This window comes from Natronobacillus azotifigens (genome assembly GCF_026805325.1).
GTDB lineage: Bacteria > Bacillota > Bacilli > Bacillales > Amphibacillaceae > Natronobacillus > Natronobacillus azotifigens.
The window spans coordinates 32,660-56,940 of the sequence record NZ_JAPRAT010000026.1 but is presented as its reverse complement, the minus strand read 5'-3'; the positions used below and the strand labels follow the sequence as shown (position 1 = coordinate 56,940).

22 protein-coding genes, 6 tRNA genes and 1 other annotated feature are annotated in these 24,281 nt (G+C 36.2%); of the genes, 4 read left to right on the top strand and 24 right to left on the bottom strand.

All coding sequences use genetic code 11. The features are described from left to right. Window positions 1–494 precede the first annotated feature (494 nt). The 10 genes from OWO01_RS12615 to OWO01_RS12570 all read right to left on the bottom strand — a co-directional run bounded on the left by OWO01_RS12615 (window position 495) and on the right by OWO01_RS12570 (window position 5,080). Window positions 495–1,127 (bottom strand): TraR/DksA C4-type zinc finger protein, encoded by a 633-nt coding sequence (locus tag OWO01_RS12615; protein ID WP_268780812.1) that lies wholly within the window; start codon window positions 1,125–1,127, stop codon window positions 495–497. A gap of 154 nt (window positions 1,128–1,281) precedes the next feature. Beyond that, window positions 1,282–1,354: transfer RNA gene (locus OWO01_RS12610), tRNA-Phe, on the bottom strand. A gap of 71 nt (window positions 1,355–1,425) precedes the next feature. Continuing rightward, window positions 1,426–1,518: transfer RNA gene (locus OWO01_RS12605), tRNA-Ser, on the bottom strand. 25 nt (window positions 1,519–1,543) lie between these two features. Further along, window positions 1,544–1,620, bottom strand: a tRNA-Ile gene (locus OWO01_RS12600). Between the two features lie 8 nt (window positions 1,621–1,628). Next, a tRNA-His gene (locus tag OWO01_RS12595) sits at window positions 1,629–1,704 on the bottom strand. Between the two features lie 21 nt (window positions 1,705–1,725). Beyond that, window positions 1,726–1,802 (bottom strand) — tRNA-Met (locus OWO01_RS12590). 4 nt (window positions 1,803–1,806) lie between these two features. Then, window positions 1,807–1,881, bottom strand: a tRNA-Asn gene (locus OWO01_RS12585). A 517-nt stretch (window positions 1,882–2,398) separates the two neighbouring features. Continuing rightward, window positions 2,399–4,045, bottom strand: a complete 1,647-nt coding sequence (locus OWO01_RS12580) for a Na/Pi cotransporter family protein (protein ID WP_268780811.1) — start codon at window positions 4,043–4,045, stop codon at window positions 2,399–2,401. 162 nt (window positions 4,046–4,207) lie between these two features. Further along, window positions 4,208–4,396: a hypothetical protein gene (locus OWO01_RS12575; protein WP_268780810.1), complete on the bottom strand. Its 189-nt coding sequence runs from the start codon at window positions 4,394–4,396 to the stop codon at window positions 4,208–4,210. Between the two features lie 42 nt (window positions 4,397–4,438). After that, complete coding sequence (locus tag OWO01_RS12570; protein ID WP_336284192.1) at window positions 4,439–5,080, bottom strand: NfeD family protein; 642 nt, start codon at window positions 5,078–5,080, stop codon at window positions 4,439–4,441. Window positions 5,081–5,326: 246 nt separating this feature from the next. On the opposite strand from OWO01_RS12570, the gene OWO01_RS12565 reads away from it, so the two are divergent. Then, the gene (locus OWO01_RS12565) at window positions 5,327–5,662 is read left to right on the top strand and encodes a hypothetical protein (protein ID WP_268780809.1); all 336 of its coding nucleotides are present in this window, start codon (window positions 5,327–5,329) and stop codon (window positions 5,660–5,662) included. Between the two features lie 364 nt (window positions 5,663–6,026). Next, window positions 6,027–7,124 carry a flavodoxin-dependent (E)-4-hydroxy-3-methylbut-2-enyl-diphosphate synthase gene (gene ispG / locus OWO01_RS12560; protein WP_268780808.1) on the top strand — a complete coding sequence of 366 codons (1,098 nt, stop codon included), beginning with the start codon at window positions 6,027–6,029 and terminating at the stop codon, window positions 7,122–7,124. 33 nt (window positions 7,125–7,157) lie between these two features. Here the strand turns inward: ispG and OWO01_RS12555 are convergent, their stop codons facing one another. After that, window positions 7,158–7,991: a transglycosylase SLT domain-containing protein gene (locus OWO01_RS12555; protein ID WP_268780807.1), complete on the bottom strand. Its 834-nt coding sequence runs from the start codon at window positions 7,989–7,991 to the stop codon at window positions 7,158–7,160. Window positions 7,992–8,046: 55 nt separating this feature from the next. Here OWO01_RS12555 and OWO01_RS12550 point away from each other — a divergent pair, with 55 nt between their 5' ends. After that, complete coding sequence (locus OWO01_RS12550; RefSeq protein ID WP_268780806.1) at window positions 8,047–8,331, top strand: DUF2624 domain-containing protein; 285 nt, start codon at window positions 8,047–8,049, stop codon at window positions 8,329–8,331. A gap of 97 nt (window positions 8,332–8,428) precedes the next feature. On the opposite strand, the gene OWO01_RS12545 is transcribed toward OWO01_RS12550, so the two are convergent. Further along, a complete protein-coding gene (locus OWO01_RS12545; protein WP_268780816.1) occupies window positions 8,429–9,322 on the bottom strand; it encodes a deoxyribonuclease IV in 894 nt (297 codons plus the stop codon). A gap of 30 nt (window positions 9,323–9,352) precedes the next feature. Next, entirely contained in the window at window positions 9,353–10,663 is a 1,311-nt protein-coding gene (locus OWO01_RS12540; RefSeq protein ID WP_268780805.1) for a DEAD/DEAH box helicase, read from the bottom strand. Window positions 10,664–10,994: 331 nt separating this feature from the next. On the opposite strand from OWO01_RS12540, the gene OWO01_RS12535 reads away from it, so the two are divergent. After that, window positions 10,995–11,939: a 4-hydroxy-3-methylbut-2-enyl diphosphate reductase gene (locus OWO01_RS12535; protein ID WP_268780804.1), complete on the top strand. Its 945-nt coding sequence runs from the start codon at window positions 10,995–10,997 to the stop codon at window positions 11,937–11,939. Window positions 11,940–12,017: 78 nt separating this feature from the next. Here the strand turns inward: OWO01_RS12535 and OWO01_RS12530 are convergent, their stop codons facing one another. The 11 genes from OWO01_RS12530 to era all read right to left on the bottom strand — a co-directional run bounded on the left by OWO01_RS12530 (window position 12,018) and on the right by era (window position 24,226). After that, the gene (locus OWO01_RS12530; RefSeq protein ID WP_268780815.1) at window positions 12,018–13,139 is read right to left on the bottom strand and encodes a Nif3-like dinuclear metal center hexameric protein; all 1,122 of its coding nucleotides are present in this window, start codon (window positions 13,137–13,139) and stop codon (window positions 12,018–12,020) included. Further along, on the bottom strand, window positions 13,132–13,836 hold the full coding sequence (locus tag OWO01_RS12525) for a tRNA (adenine(22)-N(1))-methyltransferase (RefSeq protein ID WP_268780803.1): 705 nt from the start codon (window positions 13,834–13,836) through the stop codon (window positions 13,132–13,134). The genes OWO01_RS12530 and OWO01_RS12525 overlap by 8 nt, the downstream gene beginning before the upstream one ends. A 27-nt stretch (window positions 13,837–13,863) precedes the next feature. Continuing rightward, window positions 13,864–14,412, bottom strand: a complete 549-nt coding sequence (locus OWO01_RS12520; RefSeq protein WP_268780802.1) for a hypothetical protein — start codon at window positions 14,410–14,412, stop codon at window positions 13,864–13,866. 102 nt (window positions 14,413–14,514) lie between these two features. Further along, window positions 14,515–15,636, bottom strand: coding sequence for an RNA polymerase sigma factor RpoD (gene rpoD / locus OWO01_RS12515; RefSeq protein WP_268780801.1), 1,122 nt, complete (start codon window positions 15,634–15,636; stop codon window positions 14,515–14,517). Window positions 15,637–15,666: 30 nt separating this feature from the next. Beyond that, window positions 15,667–17,484, bottom strand: a complete 1,818-nt coding sequence (gene dnaG, locus OWO01_RS12510) for a DNA primase (protein WP_268780800.1) — start codon at window positions 17,482–17,484, stop codon at window positions 15,667–15,669. 639 nt (window positions 17,485–18,123) lie between these two features. Continuing rightward, window positions 18,124–18,933 carry a pyruvate, water dikinase regulatory protein gene (locus OWO01_RS12505; RefSeq protein ID WP_268780814.1) on the bottom strand — a complete coding sequence of 270 codons (810 nt, stop codon included), beginning with the start codon at window positions 18,931–18,933 and terminating at the stop codon, window positions 18,124–18,126. A gap of 18 nt (window positions 18,934–18,951) precedes the next feature. Then, on the bottom strand, window positions 18,952–21,045 hold the full coding sequence (glyS, locus tag OWO01_RS12500) for a glycine--tRNA ligase subunit beta (RefSeq protein ID WP_268780799.1): 2,094 nt from the start codon (window positions 21,043–21,045) through the stop codon (window positions 18,952–18,954). After that, entirely contained in the window at window positions 21,032–21,925 is an 894-nt protein-coding gene (gene glyQ / locus OWO01_RS12495) for a glycine--tRNA ligase subunit alpha (protein WP_268780798.1), read from the bottom strand. Before glyQ ends, glyS begins: the two co-directional genes overlap by 14 nt. A gap of 108 nt (window positions 21,926–22,033) precedes the next feature. Next, window positions 22,034–22,213: a binding site (T-box leader), on the bottom strand. Between the two features lie 59 nt (window positions 22,214–22,272). Beyond that, window positions 22,273–23,016 carry a DNA repair protein RecO gene (gene recO / locus OWO01_RS12490; protein WP_268780797.1) on the bottom strand — a complete coding sequence of 248 codons (744 nt, stop codon included), beginning with the start codon at window positions 23,014–23,016 and terminating at the stop codon, window positions 22,273–22,275. Between the two features lie 42 nt (window positions 23,017–23,058). Next, the gene (locus OWO01_RS12485; RefSeq protein ID WP_268780796.1) at window positions 23,059–23,202 is read right to left on the bottom strand and encodes a YqzL family protein; all 144 of its coding nucleotides are present in this window, start codon (window positions 23,200–23,202) and stop codon (window positions 23,059–23,061) included. 121 nt (window positions 23,203–23,323) lie between these two features. Further along, window positions 23,324–24,226, bottom strand: coding sequence for a GTPase Era (gene era, locus OWO01_RS12480; protein WP_268780795.1), 903 nt, complete (start codon window positions 24,224–24,226; stop codon window positions 23,324–23,326). Window positions 24,227–24,281 lie beyond the last annotated feature (55 nt).

Sequence of the window (24,281 nt, the reverse complement as noted above, 5' to 3'; positions counted from 1 at the left end):
TATATAATATTAAACGTATTTATTTAATCCACTACAATACGTTAAAATACTGCGCATTATGTATAAACTGTGGAGTAACGAATCTAGGTTATAGTGGCCGTTTCAACGAGGTTGTAGCTGTTTTTTGACCTGAACCTCGGCAAGATTGGGCTTCTTGACGAGGTTAGTCCCACTTTTTGACCTGAACCTAAGCAAGATCGGCTATCTTGACGAGGTTAGTCCCACTTTTTGACCTGAACCTAAGCAAGATTGGGCTTCTTGACGAGGTTAGTCACATTTTTTGACCTAAACCTAAGCAAGATTGGCTATCTTGACGAGGTTAGCCTCATTTTTTGACCTAAACCTAAGCAAGATCAGCCATCTTGACGAGGTTAGCCCCATTTTTTAGCCTCCATCCTCATGTGAACATCATTAAAGTGAAAAATATAAATCACTTACCACACAGTTTGTGTCTAAAGTTGTATATTCTGTTTGTTCTAATTGGATCGATTTTCTTAACTTTTTTTATCATTCGAATTATCTTTATTAGACAATTCGTCTGTTTTCTCGGTAGTACCTTCCATTTGATCTGAATTGGTGTACATATGGTTATAGTCTTTTTTTGTAGAATGAAAATCAGATGGGGTCGCTGATGATCCATATTCTTCTACTGCTTTCCAACTATCTTCGGCGTCAAAAGCTGTAGATTCATCTTCTTCAAAATTCTTTTTGCGATTAATAATTGATGAATTCAAAACTTCCTCTTCGACGGGACGTTCTAGGCTGAAACCTTCTTTAGCATGATCAATACAAAACAACGTTGTGGGCATGGCATATAGTCTATCTGCTGGAATTTTTTTCTCGCAAATTTTACACCTTCCATAATTACCTTCTTGTATCTTCTGTAATGCTGTCCCAATCTCATTTAATTCTTGCTTTAAGTGCCTATTCAACGCTTGATCTTTTTCTCGTTCAAATAAGGTTGAACCTTGATCACCTGGATGATTATCAACATTTGATAATTCATTATTTAGTTGTTCAGCATGTAGGTTATCAAGTTCATCCTGCTTTAGCACTTGGTCTGTTAGTTCTTTTTGTCTATCAAGTAAAATAATTCTGATTTCTTCTATTACATTTTCTCTTTTCATTTAGGCTTCTCCCCTTTAATCCTATCAACATTATTTAGTTATATCTATCCCAACTATAGGAAACTTAAACATTTTGGAAATTGATACAATATAAAAAAAGCAAGATTTTTTTGTCATACAAAAAAACAAGCATAAAAATTATGCTTGTTTTAGATGGCTCGGGACGGAATCGAACCGCCGACACACGGATTTTCAGTCCGTTGCTCTACCGACTGAGCTACCGAGCCAGAATAATAACTTAATTTAATTGTTTAATTAAAACTTATGTATCTCTACTCAATAACTAGGTAAAGAAGAATGGCGGAGGAGGAGGGATTCGAACCCCCGCGAGCCGTGAAGCCCCTGTCGGTTTTCAAGACCGATCCCTTCAGCCGGACTTGGGTACTCCTCCGTACAAAAATATAATGTTATCCTAATGGTGGACCCTGCAGGATTCGAACCTGCGACCGATCGGTTATGAGCCGATAGCTCTAACCAACTGAGCTAAGGGTCCTATATAAATGGGGCGACCGGTGGGGATTGAACCCACGAATGCCGGAACCACAATCCGGTGCGTTAACCACTTCGCCACGACCGCCATTAGAAATATTTTTGAAAATGGTAGCGGCGGAGGGGATCGAACCCACGACCTCACGGGTATGAACCGTACGCTCTCGCCAGCTGAGCTACGCCGCCACAATGGCTCCACAGGTAGGATTCGAACCTACGACCGATCGGTTAACAGCCGATAGCTCTACCACTGAGCTACTGTGGAATAATAAAAAAATACAAATATTTCTCACTCTAACATTTACTAATTTATCGAAACTAATTATTTGCGACAAGATATAATATAGCATGTATAATTCATATCGTCAAGGCATTTTCAAAAAAACTATTTTTTTATAACAGAATTACTATAGTAAGTAATTAAAAACAATTTAAGCACTACTTTTATAAAAAATATGAGAATTTTTCAAGAAGACTTATTTTGTTATGCAATTCATCCAGCCATATTTTCACATGAAGCCAAACAGGTAACCTTGATTAGCAAAGGGAATGATTCCATATAGACAAGTCTATTACTTACCTTTATATTATGGATTAAACTTTGGTATTTTTCAATGAGATTTTGAGAAAAGTGAGCAAAACTCACCTATTCCTTCTTTTTCAAATGTGAAACTAAGTATCCTACTCATAATAAGAACAAAAATTGTGGATTCATATGAACATCCAAGTAGGAAAAAAGATAGTTAGCCTGACAACCAGACTAACTATCTTCAATTAAGCCATTAATGAACCGTTTCGGGAATTTTCTCCCCTATTACTTCTTCAGCGATATTTAAAGCGTGATCACCAATTCGTTCTAAATTGCTTATTATATCCACAAATACGATACCAGAAGATCCCGTGCATGAGCCCTCATTTAAACGAATTATATGTTTCTTTCGAAGCTTTCGTTCCATCCGGTCAATTTGGTTTTCTTGTTTTATAACTTCAAGCGCCTTTGAGCGATCCATCTCTCCCAAAGCTTCAATTGCTTTTTTCACTGTATCGTTCGTTAAATCAAACATTTCATTTAAATCTTTTTTCGCACTGTCTGTTAAAACAATTTTATTTGAAATCTTGTATTGAATGAGTTCTACTACATTTTCTAAGTGGTCACCAATTCGTTCAATGTCACGAACAGAATCGATTAGTGCGGAGTGCTTTTCACTTTCCACGTCAGATAATGAAGCACGAGATAATTGAACAAGATATTCCGTAATTTCTCTATCTAATTTATTTAAGGCGTTCTCAATTTGAAATGCCGCCTCCGCATTTTTCGGTTGATGGTCATTTAAGAATAATGCAGTCTCTTCCAATCCTTTACATGCGTATTCACCCATCCGGATAATTTCTTCCTTTGCTTGCTCTAATGCAACTGCAGGCGATTGTTGAATAAAAATTGGGTCTAAATGAGTTGGCTTATATTCCACAAGAGAATCATCACCAGGAATTAATTTCGTTACAATTAAAGCAAGGATACCGATGAATGGGAATTGGAGTACTACATTAGCGATGTTAAAGATCCCATGTCCAAATGCGATCGTCATCTCAGCATTAAGTCCTAATTGCCCTTGAATATATGCGATAAGTTGTGTATAAGGTCCGATAAAAGCGATAATAATAATTGCTCCAATTAAATTAAAAATAACATGTGTAAACGCTGCACGTTTCGCAGCAATTGTTGCTCCAATAGATGCAATTACAGCTGTTATGGTTGTACCGATGTTATTCCCAAATAATACAGGTAATGCAGCTTGCAAATCCATCAAATCCTGTGAATATAGATTCTGCAAAATACCAATCGTCCCACTAGAACTTTGAACAACAAAAGTAAATACAGCACCAATAAATGCACCTAAAATTGGATTTGAAGACATCTCGACAGTTAGTTCATGAAATGCTTCCAAATAACGTAAAGGATAAAGTCCATCGCCCATCAAAGTTAATCCTAAAAATAGTGCACCAAAGCCAAAGATTGTTTGACCAATATTTTGCAACTTATTCTTTTTCGTAAAAAACAACATTAAAGCACCGACTGCTACAATTGGCAATGCATAATCTTCAATTTTAATTCCGATAATAAAGGCGGTTACTGTAGTACCAATATTCGCCCCCATAATAACACCAATCGATTGTTTCAATGTCATAAAACCTGCACTTACTAGGCCAACCGTTAATACCGTTGTCCCCGTACTTGTTTGTAACAAGACAGTTACGACAATTCCTGCAAGAACTCCCATAAAAGGATTACTCGTAAAAATATCAAGAATATTTTTTAGTCGCTCTCCAGCGATTTTTTGTAGACCATCACCCATATACTTTATTCCTAATAAGAAAATACCTAGTCCACCAATAAACAGAAAAAATACCTCTTGCCAATCAATCTCCATGGATTCTCATCCCTTCACAATCTTTTTATGTAATCAGTAATGACACCTCCCCTATTATTAATGAAATACGAATGAAATGTAAAGATCTTTTCGCGAAAATTTACACTAAATTTACACAGAGGAGTATAAATTTCGACAAATATAGATAAAGTGAAACTTCAATCAGTGGGGTTTCTTAGGTATTCCCCACTGATTGTTAGTTGAACCATTCGGGGTGCTAGCGTCCGTTACTCCCATTGTAACAACTTGTTTTTCTTGTTGTTTTGAAGTGGGAGTCTTACGGACGGTTGCACCGGGATAAAAGTTATATTTTCTCTGATTATTTTCTCCAAGTGCTGGTCGATCATTCAAAAAGACACCTCTAATTTCTTAAAATCAAAGGTGTCTTCCTGTTTATTTTATATCTATTAACTCTTCAACCAATATCCTTGTACCGTCAACTTTTTGTACAAGAATTGGCGTGTCTTTTTTGATCCAATGACCATTTGTAACTGCACTATAATCGTTTCCTTGTATTCGAATTGTACCAACTGGCCGCATATCCGTTATAGTGACTCCTTGCTGACCAATCAAGTTACGATATGCTGCATTCATGGTGCTATAACCCATTTCATCTGTTAACTGATCCAACAGTGTAATTTTGCTCCACATATTTCGTTTTGGTAAAAACTTTAGCCAAAGCAAGGCAGTTACACCTCCTACAAGAAGGCCAATAACTGCATAAAGACCTACTACCCAATTAGGAGAACTTAAACCAATCGAAACAATCATACAAATTGCTCCTATAGAAGCTAAGGCACCATCATTAATAAATTGACCATCTAAAAAGATTAATAAAACACCGAAAAAATAAATAATTCCCATAATAATAAACATCGATGGGTCTAAATAAGCCAAGAAATACAACGTTATGAACGCTAATCCGAATATGGCAAATAACCCTCGTGTATTAACTAACAATTCCCCTAATAAAAACATAGTACCTAATCCTACAATGAAAAAACTTATCCAATCAAAACCAAAAATCTCCATCATAACAGCATATCACTCCTTTAAGTTTATATAATAAATAATAGAAATAAAACGTTTATCCTTCACTAAACTGAAACATCAATCAGTGGGTGTTTATCCAATGATTGTTAGCAGAACCACTCGGGTTACTATGGTTCGTTATCCCCTGTTACACAACTTAGATTTTCTTTGGTGTTTTGAGCGGGTAGCATACGGATAATTGCTCCCGGCTAAAAATAAAAATCTGAAATGAGAAAGAAGATGATCCTTTTGCCATCAATTCGAACTTGTACAATTATCACTCTAATATTTCTTACATTAATTAGTATTTATATGGATCTTCAGACAGGAATCCCTACTAAAACTGTTCCAAATAAAAACAATTCTTCTCAACATCATTATGATCAACAATCGAGTAGCTTTCAAGTTATTTCTTACAATATAAATAATAATGATACATTGTTCAGTATTTTTGATCATTTGAACGCTAATTCTTCTTCTATTGATATTGAACAGTTTTTAATAGATTTTCAAGAGCTCAATCCTTCTGCAGATATTTATCAGCTAGAAAATAATACTACTTATCTCTTTCCTATCTACGAGTAATTTTATAAACATAAAAACGATAGAATAAATAGCCTATAGTTCTGTTTAAAATGTAGCAACTAGTGAAATTGGCGCTATTAGTTGGATGATTCTATATCGTTCCGAAAAAATCTGCCACAATTCATTCTCATATCGTTTCCTAACGAAGAAAAAACATCATCCTCAGTCAATAGATGAAATACGAAACTGTTAGCACCATATGTTGTTATTTTTGCCCATTCGATGCACTTCTCGCCCTTACGATCTTACAAGAAACAATTGTTTTCCCTTCTCTTTTCTGATATAAGCCTTTATAATAAGAAAGGAACGAGAAATTGTATTCTTACATTTTACGGGTGCAATTACATAAAGGAGCGTACGTTAAATGGGTTTAACACACAGAAGAGATACACGTCCAGTTAAAGTCGGAAATCAAATTATCGGTGGAAAAGATCAAGTTATCATCCAATCGATGACCACAACCAAAACACACGACATAGAAGCTACAGTAAAAGAAATACACCGTTTAGAAGAAGCTGGTTGTCAAGTAGTCCGAGTAGCTTGTCCTGATGAACGTGCTGCGAATGCAATACCAGAAATTAAAGCACGAATCAACATCCCATTAGTTGTCGATATTCACTTCAATTATAAATTGGCATTAAAAGCCATTGAAGGTGGAGCAGATAAAATACGAATTAACCCTGGAAATATTGGGAAAAGAGATAAAGTAGAAGCAGTTGTAAATGCAGCAAAAGCAAAAGGAATTCCCATTCGTATTGGAGTAAACGCAGGTTCTCTAGAAAGACATATATTAGAGAAATACGGGTATCCAACTGCTGATGGAATGGTAGAAAGCGCTTTGCATCATATTAAAATCCTTGAAGATCTTGATTTCTATGATATTGTCGTTTCGTTAAAAGCCTCTGATGTCGGACTCGCCATTGAAGCTTATGAAAAAGCAGCAGCAGTTATGGATTATCCATTACATTTAGGAATCACGGAATCTGGTACATTGTTTGCAGGTAGTATCAAAAGTGCCGCAGGAATGGGAGCGATCTTAAGTAAAGGGATTGGAAACACGATGCGGATCTCTTTGAGTGCGGATCCGGTTGAAGAAGTTAAAGTAGCACGTGAATTACTAAAAACATTTGGCTTAGCTTCAAATGCAGCGACACTAATCTCTTGTCCAACTTGTGGACGAATCGAAATTGATTTAATATCTATTGCTAATGAAGTAGAAGACTATATTTCTACAATCAAAGCACCTATTAAAGTTGCTGTGCTTGGTTGTGCTGTAAATGGACCAGGAGAAGCTCGTGAAGCAGACATAGGAATTGCAGGAGCCAGAGGCGAAGGACTTTTATTCCGTCATGGTGAGATCATTCGAAAAGTTCCTGAAGAAATTATGGTTGAAGAGCTGAAAAAAGAAGTCGACAAGATAGCAGCAGAATTCCTTGAACAGCAAAAAGAAAACGAGAGCTAAGGATGAAATCCTCGCTCTCGTTTTTCACTAAAATTAATTTGTCATCGCTAAAGTTCGATGTGCCTCCGCACTTGTCTGAATTTCTTTCGCGTAATCACTTCGCGCGGTACCATTTGCTTCTTTATACATTTCCATTCCCGTCATGCCACGATGATATGCGGTGAGTGCCTCATCCCAATTATCATACTTATGGTGGAGAAAGTCTAAGTACACAACAGCCAATTGCATCGAATAATACGGATCAAATAAAAGTTCCTTACTGTAAGGCAAGTGAGCCATCTCTGCAATCCAAGGCGCCGTGTTCTTCATAAACTGTGACATACCGTATGCATGGCCATATTGTGTTTCTGGTCCTATTAATTCAGGGTCAAAAGTTCCTCCTGTTTCAACCTTCAACAGTTCGTAAACAAGGTACGGGTCTAAGTCATGTTTTTCCGCTTCATTCATTAAGTATATTCCCCACGACTTTTTGAACCTACCGTTACTATCTTCATAAAAATGTTCAGCAACCTCTTCTCTCTCTGACCATTGGCTATAGTCAGCGTTGGTATTAGAGGATAATACCTCCATACTAAACGAGGCTTCTGCTTGTAGTTGTTGGTTTTGACGAGATAATTGCTCATTTTGACGAGATAATTCTTGATTTACTTCTTCTAACCCGTCTACTTGAGTTTGGTACCGGTCAAGACTGATAATAAATATAATCGTTACGATGGAAACTATACCAACAAATATCGACATATACTTATTCATTCCTGCAGCATTCCCTTCTGAAATCAATATTCTATTTACAAGTTGATATGCTAACGTACTATGAACAGGAATGCAAATGTTATACTCAAGATCAATTAGTCGTAAACATTTCATCTCTTACACATATATTGCTATTATAAAGAGGAACCCATAGAAAAGGAGTGTTATCATGCAAGCTTTCTTTCAACAAATGATGATGAATAAATTAAATAACCTTTCTACCAACGAATTGCTTCATTATGCAACAACATATCAGATCCCTATATCACAAAAACAAGCGAATGAAATTGTTCAATTTCTTAGAACAAATAAGTTAAACCCAACCGTAGAAAGCGATCGGGTAAGAATGTTTAAACAACTAGAACAAATTACAGACAAGCAAACCGCTCAACAAGCGGAGATGTTATTCCATCAGTTAATCAAGCAGTACGGTGTGGAAGGTTGGTTTAAGTAATCATTACTTTTAATACAAAAATAAGCGTATCCTTGTTCTATGAGAGGATACGCTTATCATACGTTCTTTTTAATATTTAAAGATGATTATTTAGCAATTACTGGTTCATAATCTTTTCTTGCAAGTCTGATTGAAACGTTCGATCTTTTAACATCGATATTTCATATTTATAAGGAGCTTTCTTGTTCTTTTTGTCTGTTCCAACATAAGGAGTTTCAAGAATCTTAGGCAAATGAGATAGTTGCGGGTGGTGAACAATTGCATTCAATGCATCAAAACCAATATGACCAAAGCCAATATTCTCATGGCGATCTTTCTGGGCACCTTTTTCATTCTTACTATCGTTTACATGAATGACTTTCAATCGATCCAAACCAATAATTCGATCAAACTCATCTAATACTTCGTCAAAATTATGAACAATATCATAACCAGCATCATGAATATGACATGTATCAAGACACACAGATAACTTCTCATTGTTTTTTACACCATTTATAATTTGTGCAAGTTCCTCAAATGAACGACCTATTTCAGACCCTTTGCCCGCCATTGTTTCTAAAGCAATTTGAACATCATGTTCCTTTGTTAACACCTCATTTAAACCTTCAATAATTCTTGCAATCCCTTTTTCCACTCCTTGCCCAACGTGTGCCCCAGGATGTAGGACAATTTGTTTAGCGCCGATCGCAGCTGTACGTTCAATCTCACTCTTTAAAAAAGTAACAGCTAATTCAAACGTTTCTGGCTTCGTTGTATTTCCTAAATTAATGATATAAGGAGCGTGTACTACAACTTCTTTTATACCATTTTCTTTCATATGAGCTCGTCCCGCTTCAATATTCAAATCATCAATCGCTTTTCGTCTCGTATTTTGTGGCGCACCAGTATAAATCATCATAGCAGTAGCTCCATAACTCGTAGCTTCTTCACTTGAACCTAATAACATTTTCTTTCCACTCATTGATACATGTGAACCTAATATCATTATAAATCCCCTCTCCCACAGTTAAATAGATACTTATTTCTTTTTATTACTTCGATTTATTTGTCTCTTGATACTCTCTTGTTGACGTTTCATTTTCTTTTTATATCCTGGTTTAACTTTATCTGGTTTTCTAACACGTCTCCATGCTTCTTTATCTACGTCATGTCCTTGCTTCTTGCGCTCTGAACGCTCATTCCAAGCCTTCGTTTCTTTCCATGCTCCATGGCTCAAATCAAACGTCGTGAAAGTAATTCCCCGATTTGCCAACTTTTTAATAAATTCAAGATCATTTTCCTGATATAAATTAATCGCTGTACCTTCCATACCGGCTCGTGCTGTTCGACCAACACGATGAATATAGAACTCTTCTTCCTTAGGCATTTGTGCATTAATAACATGACTAATCCCTTTAATATCAATTCCTCTAGCAGCTAAATCTGTCGCAACAATATATTGGTATCGTAACGACTGGATATCTTTCAATACTCTTTTCCGTTCCCGAGCAGGTAGTCCTCCATGTATTAAGCCTACTTCCAACTTACGCGCTTGTAACGCTTCATACAAAGCATTTGCAGCTTCTTTTCCGTTCGTAAAGATAATCGCAAGGTATGGGTTAATCGCTTCTGAAATTTGATAAATCAAGTCTGCAGGTTCTCGATGCCGAAGCGGAACCAATCGATGTTCTATTGTTTCTGGAGCAAAATGATCTTTGATATGAAAATGGGTTGGATTTTGTAAATATTTTTTCAAAAAAGGATGTAGTCTTTCTGGAATAGTTGCAGAAAAAACTAGTAATTGAATGTTCTGATTTGCTCTGACTAACATTTGATCAATTTCATTAATTAATCCTAAGTCAAGCATCAAGTCTGCTTCATCAACTACAAAAGCTTTCGCAGAATATAGATCAAGTGCTCCTTCTTGAATCAAATCTAATAATCGACCAGGTGTACCAACAATGACTTGTGGTTGTGTTTTCAACTTATCGATCGACCGTTGTTTATCGGTTCCACCAATAAATAATTTAGTCACGATCTGATCTTCTTGGTCAGAAAACGAAATAATTTTTTTCACTTCATCATATATTTGTGTAGCCAATTCTCTTGTTGGTGAAGTAATTACTATTTGTACTTCTTGCTTGTTGGTATCTAGGCGACTAAATAGCGGTAATAAGAAAGCATGCGTTTTTCCTGATCCAGTATGTGATTGCCCGATCACACTTTCTCCTCTTAGTACAGCTGGGATAACTTTTTGTTGAATGGGTGTTGGTTCTTTAAAAGTTAATTTTTCAATAACCTGATGAATCCAAGGTTGTAAGTTATATTCTTTAAACTTATGATTTTCCATAGATAAAACTCCTTATTCAATTTGTACTCTTCATTATAGGTTAGTTCTACAAAAATTGCACACGATTTTATTTTCTTTTTCTTTGAATCTCTAGTATTTACTTTGTATTTCTACCCTTTATTCTTTATAATAGAGGGTGGTAAAAAAGTCACCAAATGATAAGCAGCGCTTTTTTTCGTTGGCTCGTTCTTCCGGTCTTCATGTAGGGAAAGCCTACACTCTGGTTCTCAGAACGTTCAATACCTCGACCTGCTTGCTTCTAATTTGCGGACTTTTTGAACACGCACTAATAGTATTGATGCTTGCATTAATTTAAAAAGGGGGAGCCAAAATGGAAGTAATTAAGATAGCCCCGCGCGGTTATTGTTATGGTGTAGTGGATGCAATGGTTATTGCACAGAACGCTGTTAAAGACCCGAATCTACCACGACCTATTTACATATTAGGTATGATTGTTCATAACACCCATGTAACAGAAGCCTTCAAACAAGAAGGGGTCATTACACTTGATGGAAAAGATCGTTCTGGCTTACTAGACGATATAGATAAAGGTACTGTTATTTTCACTGCCCACGGTGTTTCGCCATTAGTGAAAAAGAAAGCAGAGAAAAAAGGATTGACTGTATTAGATGCTACTTGTCCTGACGTTACCAAAACACATGATTTAATTCGTGATAAGGTTAAAGAAGGCTATAAAATCATCTATATTGGTAAGAAAGGACATCCCGAGCCTGAAGGCGCTGTTGGTATCGCTCCAGATCATGTAAATTTAGTTGAGACGGAAGAAGATGTCATGCAATTAACCTTAGATCACCCTAAACTTATTGTTACAAACCAAACCACAATGAGTCAATGGGATGTCTATGATGTCATGCAAACCGTCAAAGCACGGTTCCCACAAACAGAGATGGTTCAAGAAATTTGCATGGCAACACAAGTGCGACAAGAAGCCGTGTCTGAACAGGCGAAGGAAGCGGATCTAACTTTAGTTGTAGGAGACCCAAGAAGTAACAACTCCAATCGACTTGCTCAAGTGTCAAAAGAAATTGCTGGAACACCCGCATATCGTATCGCAGACATTACAGAAATTAATCTTGAGTGGTTAAAAAATGTTGAAAAAGTTGCCGTAACCGCTGGGGCTTCAACACCGACACCGATCACTAAAGAAGTCATTAAATTTATTGAGCAATATGACCGTGGCAATCCAGATACTTGGATATTAACATCGAAAGTAAAGCAAGAAAAGATCCTTCCTAAAGTCAAAATAAAAAAATGATAAAGGAAACTTACAATCAGTATGGCTATATGCTACCCCTACTGATTGTAAGTATTTTACATATAAACACTTTATTCATCAAATAAAATAGAATGGCTCTGTACTCTGAGACGTAGCAATCGTTTCCATGTCAGCATTCATTTTTTCAATTTCCTTACTTATATAGTCTCGAACCCCTTCAATCATAACCTTTTCTACATGATGACCGGGATCAACTACCGCTAAACCTAGTGCCTCTGCATCCTGAGCTTGATGAAAAGACATATCCCCTGTGACATACACATCAGCACCACTTCTTTTCGCATGTTGGATATATTTCTCTCCACTCCCGCCAATAATTGCTACTTTTTGTATTTTCTTAGTTAGATTACCTGTAACTCGTAAACCTTGAACAGACATATTCTTTTTCACAAACTCACAAAACATACGCAAATCCATTGTTTCTTTTAAACGACCAACCCTACCTATTCCCATTACATTACCTTCATTTTCGAGCTCGATCAAATCAAACGCAGGTTCTTCGTATGGGTGAGCATTTCTTAATGTTGCGATTATAGAAGAAGCTTGGCTTTCTTGAATGAGCATTTCTAGTTTTACTTCTTCGACGGTCGTTAATTGCTCACGTTCTCCAATAAATGGATCTGCATCAGAGAGCGGATAAAACGTTCCCACCCCTTCTGAACGAAAAGAACAGTGACTATACTCTCCTAAAAACCCAGCACCTTTATTTGCAAGAGCTGTATAAACTGGATCTACAAATGCCCTAGGGACATATACGATGAGTTTCATTCGTTTCTCTTCTATCGTAGGAACAAGTACCTTACGATCAACCAAACCCAGTTGATCAGCCAAAAGGTCATTAACGCCCCCAGGGGCAACGTCTAAATTTGTATGAGCTGCATAGACAGAAATATCGTTCTTCACTATTTTCTGGATCAATTTACCGATAGGCTTTTCGATATCAATTTGCTTAAGCGGCTTAAACAAGAGAGGGTGATGAGCAATAATTAGGTTTGCCTCTTTAGCAATGGCCTCATCAACAACAGATTCTGTAACATCTAATGTTACCATACAGTTGGTCACCGCTTGTTCATAGGACCCTATTTGCAAACCGACATTATCCCAGTCGTACGCATATTTTTTTGGCGCCCATTTCTCAAGCAGTCTTATTACCTGTGCTACGTTAACCACTCTATTCACCACCTAATACCTCCTCTATTTGTACAATTTCCTTTTTCAATCGATCTATTTTTTCTTGATCAAGATCAACCGCTTGTTGCATTTGTGCAATAATTCGTTCACGCTTTTTTTGTTCTGATTCCCATTTTTCAATAAATGCTGCATTTTTCTCCCGAATTAAAAATGGTCCAAATAAATATTCCTTATTTTTATCTTGGTATGGGTTACTGCTAGCCTGCCTATCTGCGACAAGAATCTCATAGATATGCCCATCCTCTTTAATAATTTCCTCTGCTGTTAAAACATAATCATGTTGATCAAACCAGATTCGAACGAGCTCTGCGTCAACGTTGGGTTGAACTATAATACGGTCAACTGTAGTAAGTTTATCTTTCCCATTATCTAAAATAGTCCGAATTAATCCGCCCCCCATCCCGGCGATAATGAGTTGTTTTATCGGTTGGTTTGTAATAACAGATAGGCCGTCTCCTTTGATGACTTCAATTTGTTCTTCTAACGATTGTTTTTCTACCTGTTTCTTGGCAGACTGAAAAGGGCCTTCATTTATTTCCCCTGCAATTGCTTTAGCAGCGTGATCTTGCGAGCAAACAACAACAGGTAGATAAGCATGATCACTACCAATATCAGCAAAGAAAGCTTTTTTTGGTAAATAACTTGCTACAATAGCTAGCCGTTTGGATAATTCTCTTTCATTCATTCTTCCATACTCCTTTTTCTAAAGATCTTAAATCCATATCGCAACTAAACTCAAGAATAATGTAAACAAAGCAAGATAAATCAATGAGCGGTACCTCATACGAACCCCCAGTATCATCCAACAAAGTAATTGAACGATAGCTACACTATAAGTAAGAAACGGTACCTGAACCCATTGTGTAACAAGGAGAATCGAAATGACATAAATATTCATTAGTAAGATAATTAACGGATATATTTTTTTTACCGATAATTGCTTGATTGTTACTATGTAATAACCAATTGATAAGAAAAGAAAAATAACTAACACGAGTATTTGTTTTCCTACTGATAAATTGGTAAGATATAAGAAAGCTATTGCTAAGGGTATGACAAATAGATTGGATGCGAGTACAAAGACTTGTAACAAACTAATCTGAACTTCGTTGGATGATTCAATCGTTGCTGCTACTAATTTCTCATTATCTCCTTCTGAATACAATGCTAGTAAAAAATCACAATATTGAGGGGGAAGCAACTTGTTTTCTTTCCAAGATTGAATTTCCTTAATAATTATTAGTCTTCTTTGATCGTCCATTAGTCTCACACTCCGCCATTTACTTGATATAAAAACACAGTCAACCAAATTCAATTGTTTTAAACAATTGAAACCGATTGACTGAGTGTATTTCGGTCATTTCTATTCAAGAAAATCTTTCAATCGCTTACTTCGACTTGGATGGCGCAATTTACGTAATGCTTTTGCTTCTATTTGACGAATTCTTTCACGAGTAACGCCAAAGACTTTTCCAACCTCTTCCAATGTACGTGTTCTACCATCATCTAAACCAAATCGCAAACGCAATACATTCTCTTCTCTATCCGTCAATGTATCAAGGACATCCTCAAGTTGTTCTTTTAATAATTCATATGCAGCATGATCAGAAGGAGAAGTTGCTTCTTGATCTTCAATAAAGTCACCTAAATGTGAATCATCTTCTTCACCAATTGGAGTTTCGAGTGATACTGGTTCTTGAGCAATTTTAAGAATTTCACGTACTTTATCAGGAGTTAGATCCATTTCTTTCCCGATTTCCTCTGGTGATGGCTCACGACCATAATCTTGCAACAACTGACGTTGCACTCGAATTAGTTTATTAATTGTTTCTACCATATGAACAGGGATGCGGATCGTTCTTGCTTGATCTGCAATTGCTCTCGTGATAGCTTGACGTATCCACCACGTAGCATACGTACTAAATTTGAACCCTTTCCGATAATCAAATTTCTCAACTGCCTTGATTAATCCCATATTACCTTCTTGTATGAGATCCAAAAATAGCATACCGCGACCAACATAGCGCTTGGCGATACTTACTACTAAACGTAAATTTGCTTCAGCTAATCGTTTTTTTGCTTCTTCGTCCCCTTGTTCGATCCGCTCGGCGAGACTTATCTCTTCTTTCGCAGATAGTAAATCTACTCGGCCTATTTCTTTTAAGTACATACGAACAGGGTCGTTAATCTTAATGCCTAATGGAACACTTAAATCATTCAGATCGAATTCCTCAACCTTTGCAATTTGCTGTACACTGGGGTCATCTTCCCCATCCCCAACAATTTCAATTCCTTGTTCACCTAAAAACTCATAGTACTCATCCATTTGGTCTGACTCTAATTCAAATCCAGCTAGACGTTCCGCTACATCTTCGTATGCTAGAACTCCTCTTTTTTTCCCTACCTCCAAGAGTTGCTCTTTTGCTTGTTCTAATGTTAATTCTGGTTCATTATCTTTTGAATGCGATGGCTTGTTATTTGCCATGAGTCCCCCTCCTTCCAACTAACTCCTATATCAATGACTAGCATTTTTTAAACGTTTTAGTATCTCCACTATTTCCATCCCGATTTGAGCAGCCAAGACGTAATCCTTATTCATTTCTGCCTGCTTTTGTTTGAGACGCAAATCACGTATGATTGCTTTATCACCTTGTTCTGTTTGAATAATACGAATATAATCCTGAATTTCTTTATCGCTAATTTCAGGCTGAATAGGTTCCATCGCTATCTGGATGATTTCATTTTTTATTGTTTCATCGGAGATTCGTTCGATAAAGTGGCTTATATTTGAATCAAAACCATCTTCGTAATACGCATATAAATGTGTCACAATAATCTTATGATGATCAACGTTAAATAAAGCACCTAATTCGTTTCTTACTTTTTCAGCAATAGTAGCATCATATAACATATAAGCAATTAATTGCTTTTCAGCATTATGATAAGCTGGTAGTAATTTTTTGCTTCTTTTCACAGGCTCTATTTTTTTAGTATGGCTAATTGAATCAGCCTTATCCTGTTTTCTCCCTAACTTCTTCCTTTTTATGTGTATTTCTTCTAATATTGTTGAAAGAGATAAATCAAAAGTTTTGGCAAGCTCTTTTGCATAGTGCTCTTGTTCCATGGGGCGATCAAGCAATGTAAGTTCGGCAATAACCTTATTCATGTATTGTATACGATCTCCTTCTAGTTGGAGATTATAATCTTTCTTATAATATTCCATTAGGAAGGTCATATACGTATTACTTGCTTCCATTACTTCATGTTTGAATTTCTGTGCACCATATTTTTTTAAATACGCATCTGGGTCCAACCCTTCTGGTATGGAGGCAATCATCACGTTACACCCAGTTTGCTTAAACAGTTTGGCCGCTTTGTAAGAGGCTTCAATCCCCGCTCGGTCACCGTCATAACAAATAACAACAGATTCCGCATATCGCTTTAATAAACTAGCCTGTTGTTCAGTAACAGAGGTTCCTAATGACGCAACTCCATTCCGTATACCAGCTTGATGTGCGGAGATAACATCCATATACCCTTCAAATAATATCGCCTGAGCTTTTTTTCTAATTTCACTTCGAGCTAAATCGAAATTATATAATAATTTACCTTTATGAAATAGAGAAGACTCAGGACTATTTAAATACTTGGGTTCTTGTCCTGAAATGGTCCTACCACCAAACCCTACTGTTTTCCCAAGATGAGTGCGAATTGGAAATACAACTCTTCCCCGGAACCGGTCTGTAATTTGGTTTTGTTCATTTGCTGAGAGTAAACCAGCAGAGACCATTTGTTGCAAATGAAATCCTTTTTTTTCTAGAAATTGTGTAACAATATCTGTTGATTGTGGCGAATAACCGATTTGAAAGGTTTCTAACATTTCCTCGGAGAAGCCACGCTTTTGTAAATAGGCATACGCCTCTTTACCTTCTTTTGTATGTCGCAATACATGATGATAAAATTTGGTAAGCCACTCATAAGCTTTCAAACTAGCCTGATCCATGTTATTTAATTGGTTTGTTTGTTGCAGTTGATTTTCTGGCAACACATGACCACTTTTTTCAGCTAAATGTTGAATTGCTTGATAAAAAGAGAATCCTTCAACCTCCATAAGAAAGGTAACTGCATTACCACCTTTACCACAACCAAAACAATGAAAAATTTGTTTCTCCTGTGTAACAGAAAAAGAAGGTGTTTTCTCTCCATGAAATGGACATAAGCCAAAATAATTTCTACCTTGCTTTTTTAATTTTACATATTCGCCAACAACATCCACAATATCATTTGCTTTACGAATGTCGTCAATAAGTTCTTCAGGTATTTGACCTGCCATTTACATCACCATCATCTAATTTCTATATAAAAATAAAAAATTCCTGCAAGTTTCGACATTTTTTTAAAAAATATTAATAACTTTTATAATAATACCTCAAACTCCACGTGAATAAACTAACGTCAGCATCATTCATGGGACAAAACGCCTAAAAAACTTGTTTTTTTTAATTCACAAAGATCATCTCTGCAATAATCTTCTACATCGAACGGAGAAATCCTTCTTTCTTAAGAAAAAAAGCATCCTCTACACAGTAAGTTGATATACCTTTTTTTCACAAATATTAATTATAATATATAAATGCCTATAAAGCTAGTTATATCCCATAAACATAAAAAGAAACCCTGTATTTCTGGGTTTTTCATCTGTTTTCTCTAGCTTATTTCGTTTTTAAATAGGCAAAGCAATTTGATTCCATATTCACTTTGTATTTATAAAAGCAAACATAAACATATCTCAATTGGTTTTTCGATGTTTTTATTTTCATATTTTTCTAAATATTGACTGGTTAGACCTTAGAAACGGTTAAAAACTTGTCGGGTCGCTCCCCCCACTTTAACAAGCTAAATAGTGTTGATGTTTAGCGGGGAGTTTACGACCTCAGTTCTTCAAAACATTTACGATATACTTGGAGAAATATTATTGTGACATTTTTATTTGCATAATAAGATTAGCCGTTTCTTCTACTGCTTTATTTGACACATCGATCACTGGACAAGCTAATTTGTTGACAACACATTCAAAAAAAGCTAATTCTTGTTCAATTCTTCGATGTGTAGCGTAATTGGCATTCTCTTTTAATCCTAATGCTTTTAATCGTTCTCGTCTAATATCATTCAATTTCTCTGGATTAATTTTCAATCCAATACATTTGCTTGGATCTACACGATAGAGTTCTTCAGGTGGATCAACCTCAGGAACAATTGGCACATTAGCAACCTTTAAACTTTTTAATGCTAGATACTGTGATAATGGTGTTTTTGACGTTCGTGATACACCAACCAAGATAATATCTGCTTGTTCAATCCCTCTAGGATCACGACCATCGTCATATTGAACGGCAAACTCAATTGCCTCTACGCGCTTAAAGTATGCCTCATCTAGTTGGTGTGCTAAACCTGGTTTCATTCGTGGTTTTTTTTCAAAAATGCGCTCCATCGCTTCAAGCATCGGACCAATAATATCAATCGACTCTAGGTTTAGTAATACCGATTTTTGCTTAACATATTGACGTAACTCCGGGTTTACTAATGTATAGCCCACAATGGCCTTATCTCTTGTTGCGTTCGTTAGCACTTGTTTCAATTTGGTTGTATCTTCCACATATGGAGTTCGGACTATTTCGTACTCTTGTCCATTAACAAACTGGGAAAGCGATGCTTGAATAACTTTTTCTGCCGTTTCACCTAAAGAGTCAGATATTAGATAGATGATTGGTTTTTTCAAAATTTTTCGCTCCTCTTTAGTCTATGATGTGAATTGTTGTTTCCATTCCACTTCACTTAAATCAGCAAAAGATAAAACTAGTTTGGCGATTTTATTTAGCAAAGAAATACGATTTTCCTTCTTTTCAACATCTTCTGTCATAACCATCGTGTGCTCAAAGAAGGAATCAATTGGTTCCACCAGTTTAGCCAGCAATTCAATTGCTTGTTCAAAATTATTTTCCTGTAGTTTTTTCAGGTAAGGTTTCTTTACTTCTTGAAGCACAGTATATAATACCTTCTCTTCCTCATTTTCAAATAAGCTTACATCTACACCCTTGTCTTTTCCTTTCTTTGCTAATTTAATCACACGAACCAATGCCTCTTGAACAGGTTTAAACGTTGGATCAGCTCTTCGATTCGTTAGGTATTTTGCTTTTGCAATGGTATTACTAATTTGCCCAATCCCATTGGCTAAAACAGCATCAACGATATCCTGTTCGATTTCTTCTGATCGAATGAGGTAAGCTGCTCTTGCTTTAAAGAAAGTCAGAACATTTTGCTCAACTATTTTTATATCATCTTTTGCGAGACCCAATCCTTGGAAAAGGTTTTCTACAAGGGTGAGCAACGCTTCAATAGTTATCGACCAATTTTGTTTTTCGACAATTTGGATAACACCCATCGCTTGTCGTCTTAATGCGTAGGGATCTTGAGACCCACTAGGAATAATTCCAACAGCAATACAGCCTACAATAGTATCCAGTTTATCAGCAATACTTACAATCGATCCAATTGTCGATTCCGGCAATTGATCATTTGCATACCTTGGCATATAGTGTTCATTGATCGCAATAGCAACAGCTTCTTCTTCTCCCGCTATCCGTGCATATTTTTCTCCCATGATACCTTGAAGGTTCGTAAATTCATTTACCATATTGGTAACAAGATCAAATTTACTGATCGCAGCGGCTCTTTGTGCTTGTGTTTTCAAAGAATCATCCAGACCAAGCAATTCAGCAATTTTTTCTGTGATTGTAATAACTCTGCTCACTTTATCAGCGATTGTTCCTAAACTCTCTTGAAAAACCATACGCTCTAATTTCAGCATATTTTTCTCAATGGATTGTTTTTTATCTTCTTGATAAAAGAACATCGCATCCGATAAACGTGCACTTAATACCTTTTCATTTCCTCTTGCAACGGTATCAATATTTTGATCATTTCCGTTTCGAACTGCAATGAAATGGGGGAGTAACTTTCCTTCACCAGATAACACTGGGAAATAGCGCTGATGTTCCTTCATCGAGGTAATCAGTGCTTCTTCAGGAACAATTAAGAATTCTTCACTAAAAGATCCTGAAAATACTGTAGGGTATTCGACCAATTGACTGACTTCTTCTAATAAGTCAGCGTCTGCAGGAATAACCCAGTTATTAAGTTGTTGTAATTCATTCATTTGTGCAGTAATGCTAGCTTTTCTATCCTCGCTTCTAGCAACAACAAATTGATCGGCCAGTGTTTGTTGATAACTTATGGCATCCTTTATTGTCACTTTGTCACCTAGAAAGCGATGACCGTATGTGTAGTTGGATGTTTCAACTCCTGCAATTTCAAACGGAATAATTGCTTCATCGTTTAGAGCGACTAACCAGCGGATTGGTCGAATAAATCGTAACGATCCTGTTGACCATCGCATATTTTTCGGAAAGGTTAAAGATAAAATAACATCTTTAAACTTCGGTAACAATTCTGAAGCTGATTTTCCTTCTGTAAATCTATGGACATGTGCATATTCGGTACCATTAATTTCTTTAAAATATATGTCTTCTACCGATCGTCCTTGACCTTTTGTAAATCCAATTGCTGCTTTCGACCAATTTCCCTCGTCGTCCATAGCAATTTTTTTTGCCGGCCCTTTCGCTTCTTCTTCTAAGTCAGGTTGTTTGCCGTCTACCTCTTTAATTAATATCGCAAGACGTCTAGGTGTGGCAAAGGTTTGTATAGCTTGGTAAGATAATCGAATAGAGTGAAGCCATTCCATAGTCTTAGATTTTAGCTGTTTTTCTGCATCAGCTAAAAAACGTGCTGGCATTTCCTCTAAACCAATCTCAAATAATACATTAGTTTTCTTCAATGGATTTCCCCTCCTCTTTTAACATTGGAAAGCCTAGTTTTTCTCTTTCTGCAACATAAAGCTTAGCAATGGCACGAGCCAAATTACGTACTCTAGAAATATATCCTGTTCTTTCTGTTACCGAAATTACCCCTTTTGCATCGAGTAAGTTGAACGTATGCGAACACTTTAGTACGTAATCATAAGCGGGAAAAACTAAACCTTTTTCCATTGTTTGTTTCGCTTCTTGTTCATACATAGTGAATAATTGAAATAACATATCTGTATTCGATTCCTCAAAAGTATATTTCGAGTGCTCAAACTCTGGTTGGTAAAATATATCACGAATGGTAACACCGTCGGTCCAAGTTAAATCAAACACATTGTCCTCATCTTGAATATATGATGCTAAACGTTCAATCCCATATGTAATCTCTACAGCTACTGGACTCGCTTCTAAACCACCAATTTGTTGGAAATAGGTAAATTGAGTAATTTCCATTCCGTCTAACCATACTTCCCAACCTAAACCAGCTGCGCCAAGTGTAGGGTTTTCCCAATTATCTTCAACAAAACGAATATCATGTTGCAAAGGATCAATTCCAAGCTTCTCTAATGATGCTAGGTACAGCTCTTGAATGTTGTCCGGAGATGGCTTCATAATTACTTGAAATTGATGGTGTTGATACAATCGATTAGGGTTCTCACCATAACGACCGTCTGCTGGTCTTCTAGAAGGCTCCACATAGGCGACATTCCATGGCTCCGGACCTAAGCTTCGTAATAAAGTCATTGGTGACATAGTACCTGCACCTTTTTCCACATCATACGCTTGCATTAAAATACAACCTTGATCAGACCAATGTTTCTGTAACGTGAGTATCATTTCTTGAACGTGCATAAAATTATTCCCTCCATTTATCATTAATTTGGAAAATATAGAAAAATTAAATGTTATTCATAGGGGAAATAAAATCAAAAATCCCGTCCCTATGTCTTATTAATAAGACATAGGGACGGGATTTCCGCGGTTCCACCCTACTTACTATTATACAGAAGAAAATATAATAGTCACTTTTATTAAAAATGCTCCAGAGTGCCTTCTGTCATTGTTTGTGTACCCAGCTCACACTATCCTGGGTTCGCTTAGACGAATCAACAACATACTCTTCTCTTTCTTCACATTTATTCATCAAATTTATCTAAGATGTTACGGTAAAAGCAAATCTTTGTCAAGTCTAGAATCCACTATTTAAACAAATCAATTTGTTTAAGAAACTTCTTGGATTTAATATACAAACCGCCGTACTGTTCATAATAGGCTTCCATTATTTTTTTCATGTGTTCTTTGTTTTCTTTTTTTACAGAGATATTAGCGATTCTCTCGATACCTACTTGAGTAAATAGTTGAAGTAAGTAAACTTGCTTTTCGTTAACAATGAAAGTATTCTCATCGTTTACATAACAAGATTGACAAATCAAGCCGCCTTCCGTAACTGAGAAAGATCGTAAATAGTCTGTCGAGTGGCAGTGGGCACACCTCTGTACAATTGGTGCAAATCCTGCCTTTTCATATAGTTTTAATTCATACATCATCGCTACAATTTCCGGATCTTTTTCATTTACTATTGCTGTTAAACTAGCGATTAACTGTTGATATAAATGAGAATCTGCAGATTTCTCTTCTGTCAACTTATCTGTCAATTCAGCAATATAACTTGCATAAGCAGTTTTCACAATATCTTCACGAATTTTCCGAAAAGAGTCTTCTAATTCCCCTTGCTGTAAAGCACTTAACCCTGAACCTATCTTCAACAAAAAATGTCCTTGAACAAAAGGTTGAGTTATAGCAGCCATTCTACTTTTTGGTTTTTTTGCACCGCGAGCAATTGCTGCAATTTTCCCTTTTTCTTTACTAAACATCGTAATAATTTTGTGTGTTTCCCCATAATCCTGTGTTCGGATAATAATTCCTTCGATTTTTTCTAACAAATTTCCCCACCAATCCCTTTGATCGGTTATTTTTCTTAAAAATTACGTTTGTTGATCAATAAAATCCGTTATATTAGCAGGAATCATACTGACCTCTTCTTCGTCCACACTTTCCAATTCTTTCATTAATAAATAGGTTTCAACGTTTCCTGTTTGACTAAAAAATTTCCAGGGTAAGTCTACCACAAGAAACCCCACCTTTCTGTTGTCAATTGATTATGTGCTTGTTTATAGAATGACCCTGATCAACCGAAAGCATGTGTTAAAATAATTACCATGTATGAAGCATCATTGATTCAAATCAGCCTCAATATTCACTTTTACTGAAGCCAAATTCTTGAAGATACCGATCACTATTACGCCAATCTTTTTGTACTTTCACCCATAGCTCAAGATACACTTTTGTACCTAACAATCGCTCAATATCTCTTCTAGCTTGTGATCCTATTTTTTTCAGCATTGTTCCTTGTTTCCCGATGATAATTCCTTTTTGCGACTTTCTCTCAATTATAATCGACGCCTGAATTAAGACTTTTTCTTCTGTGTTTTTTTCGATCTTGTCAATAACAACTGCCACGGAGTGAGGAATCTCTTCACGAGTTAATTGGAGAGCTTTTTCGCGAATTAATTCACTGATGATAAAACGTTCTGGATGATCAGTTACTTGGTCTTCCGGATAATATTGTGGCCCTTCTGGTAGCTGGTCTTTTAATACACTCAATAAGTGATCCACGTTATTTCCTTCTAATGCTGATATAGGTATTATTTCTGCGAAAGGATACTTGTCCTTGTATTTTGTGATGAGCAAAAATAGTTCATCTGGATGAATTTGATCGATTTTATTTATAATTAAAAAAACTGGACTTTTGATATGCTCTAAGCGATCAATAATGTATTGATCTCCTGCTCCATATCCTTCTTTTGCGTTAATCATAAATAAAATTGCATCTACTTCATTTAGTGTGTTTTCAGCAAGTTTCACCATAAAATCACCAAGTTTATGCTTTGGTTTATGAATACCAGGAGTATCAATGAAGATCATCTGCGCATTATCTTCTGTTAAAACACCTTGAATTGTATTTCTTGTTGTTTGAGCTTTATCACTCATGATAGCTATTTTTTGACCAATTACACGGTTTAGAAAAGTTGATTTTCCAACATTCGGCCTTCCAATAATGGTGATAAAACCTGATTTAAAATTTGTATCCATTTTTCTTCCTCCATTGGGTCATCCTACAATTATTTTACTACATATATTATATTGT

What these genes read in the sequence shown, in the direction of transcription:
- OWO01_RS12615 (WP_268780812.1), bottom strand. Translation starts at nt 1,127, where the DNA reads ATGAAAAGAGAAAATGTAATAGAAGAAATCAGAATTATTTTACTTGAT.
- OWO01_RS12580 (WP_268780811.1), bottom strand. Translation starts at nt 4,045, where the DNA reads ATGGAGATTGATTGGCAAGAGGTATTTTTTCTGTTTATTGGTGGACTA.
- OWO01_RS12570 (WP_336284192.1), bottom strand. Translation starts at nt 5,080, where the DNA reads ATGATGGAGATTTTTGGTTTTGATTGGATAAGTTTTTTCATTGTAGGA.
- ispG (WP_268780808.1), top strand. Translation starts at nt 6,027, where the DNA reads ATGGGTTTAACACACAGAAGAGATACACGTCCAGTTAAAGTCGGAAAT.
- OWO01_RS12555 (WP_268780807.1), bottom strand. Translation starts at nt 7,991, where the DNA reads ATGAAATGTTTACGACTAATTGATCTTGAGTATAACATTTGCATTCCT.
- OWO01_RS12550 (WP_268780806.1), top strand. Translation starts at nt 8,047, where the DNA reads ATGCAAGCTTTCTTTCAACAAATGATGATGAATAAATTAAATAACCTT.
- OWO01_RS12540 (WP_268780805.1), bottom strand. Translation starts at nt 10,663, where the DNA reads ATGGAAAATCATAAGTTTAAAGAATATAACTTACAACCTTGGATTCAT.
- OWO01_RS12535 (WP_268780804.1), top strand. Translation starts at nt 10,995, where the DNA reads ATGGAAGTAATTAAGATAGCCCCGCGCGGTTATTGTTATGGTGTAGTG.
- OWO01_RS12525 (WP_268780803.1), bottom strand. Translation starts at nt 13,836, where the DNA reads ATGAATGAAAGAGAATTATCCAAACGGCTAGCTATTGTAGCAAGTTAT.
- OWO01_RS12520 (WP_268780802.1), bottom strand. Translation starts at nt 14,412, where the DNA reads ATGGACGATCAAAGAAGACTAATAATTATTAAGGAAATTCAATCTTGG.
- rpoD (WP_268780801.1), bottom strand. Translation starts at nt 15,636, where the DNA reads ATGGCAAATAACAAGCCATCGCATTCAAAAGATAATGAACCAGAATTA.
- dnaG (WP_268780800.1), bottom strand. Translation starts at nt 17,484, where the DNA reads ATGGCAGGTCAAATACCTGAAGAACTTATTGACGACATTCGTAAAGCA.
- glyQ (WP_268780798.1), bottom strand. Translation starts at nt 21,925, where the DNA reads ATGCACGTTCAAGAAATGATACTCACGTTACAGAAACATTGGTCTGAT.
- era (WP_268780795.1), bottom strand. Translation starts at nt 24,226, where the DNA reads ATGGATACAAATTTTAAATCAGGTTTTATCACCATTATTGGAAGGCCG.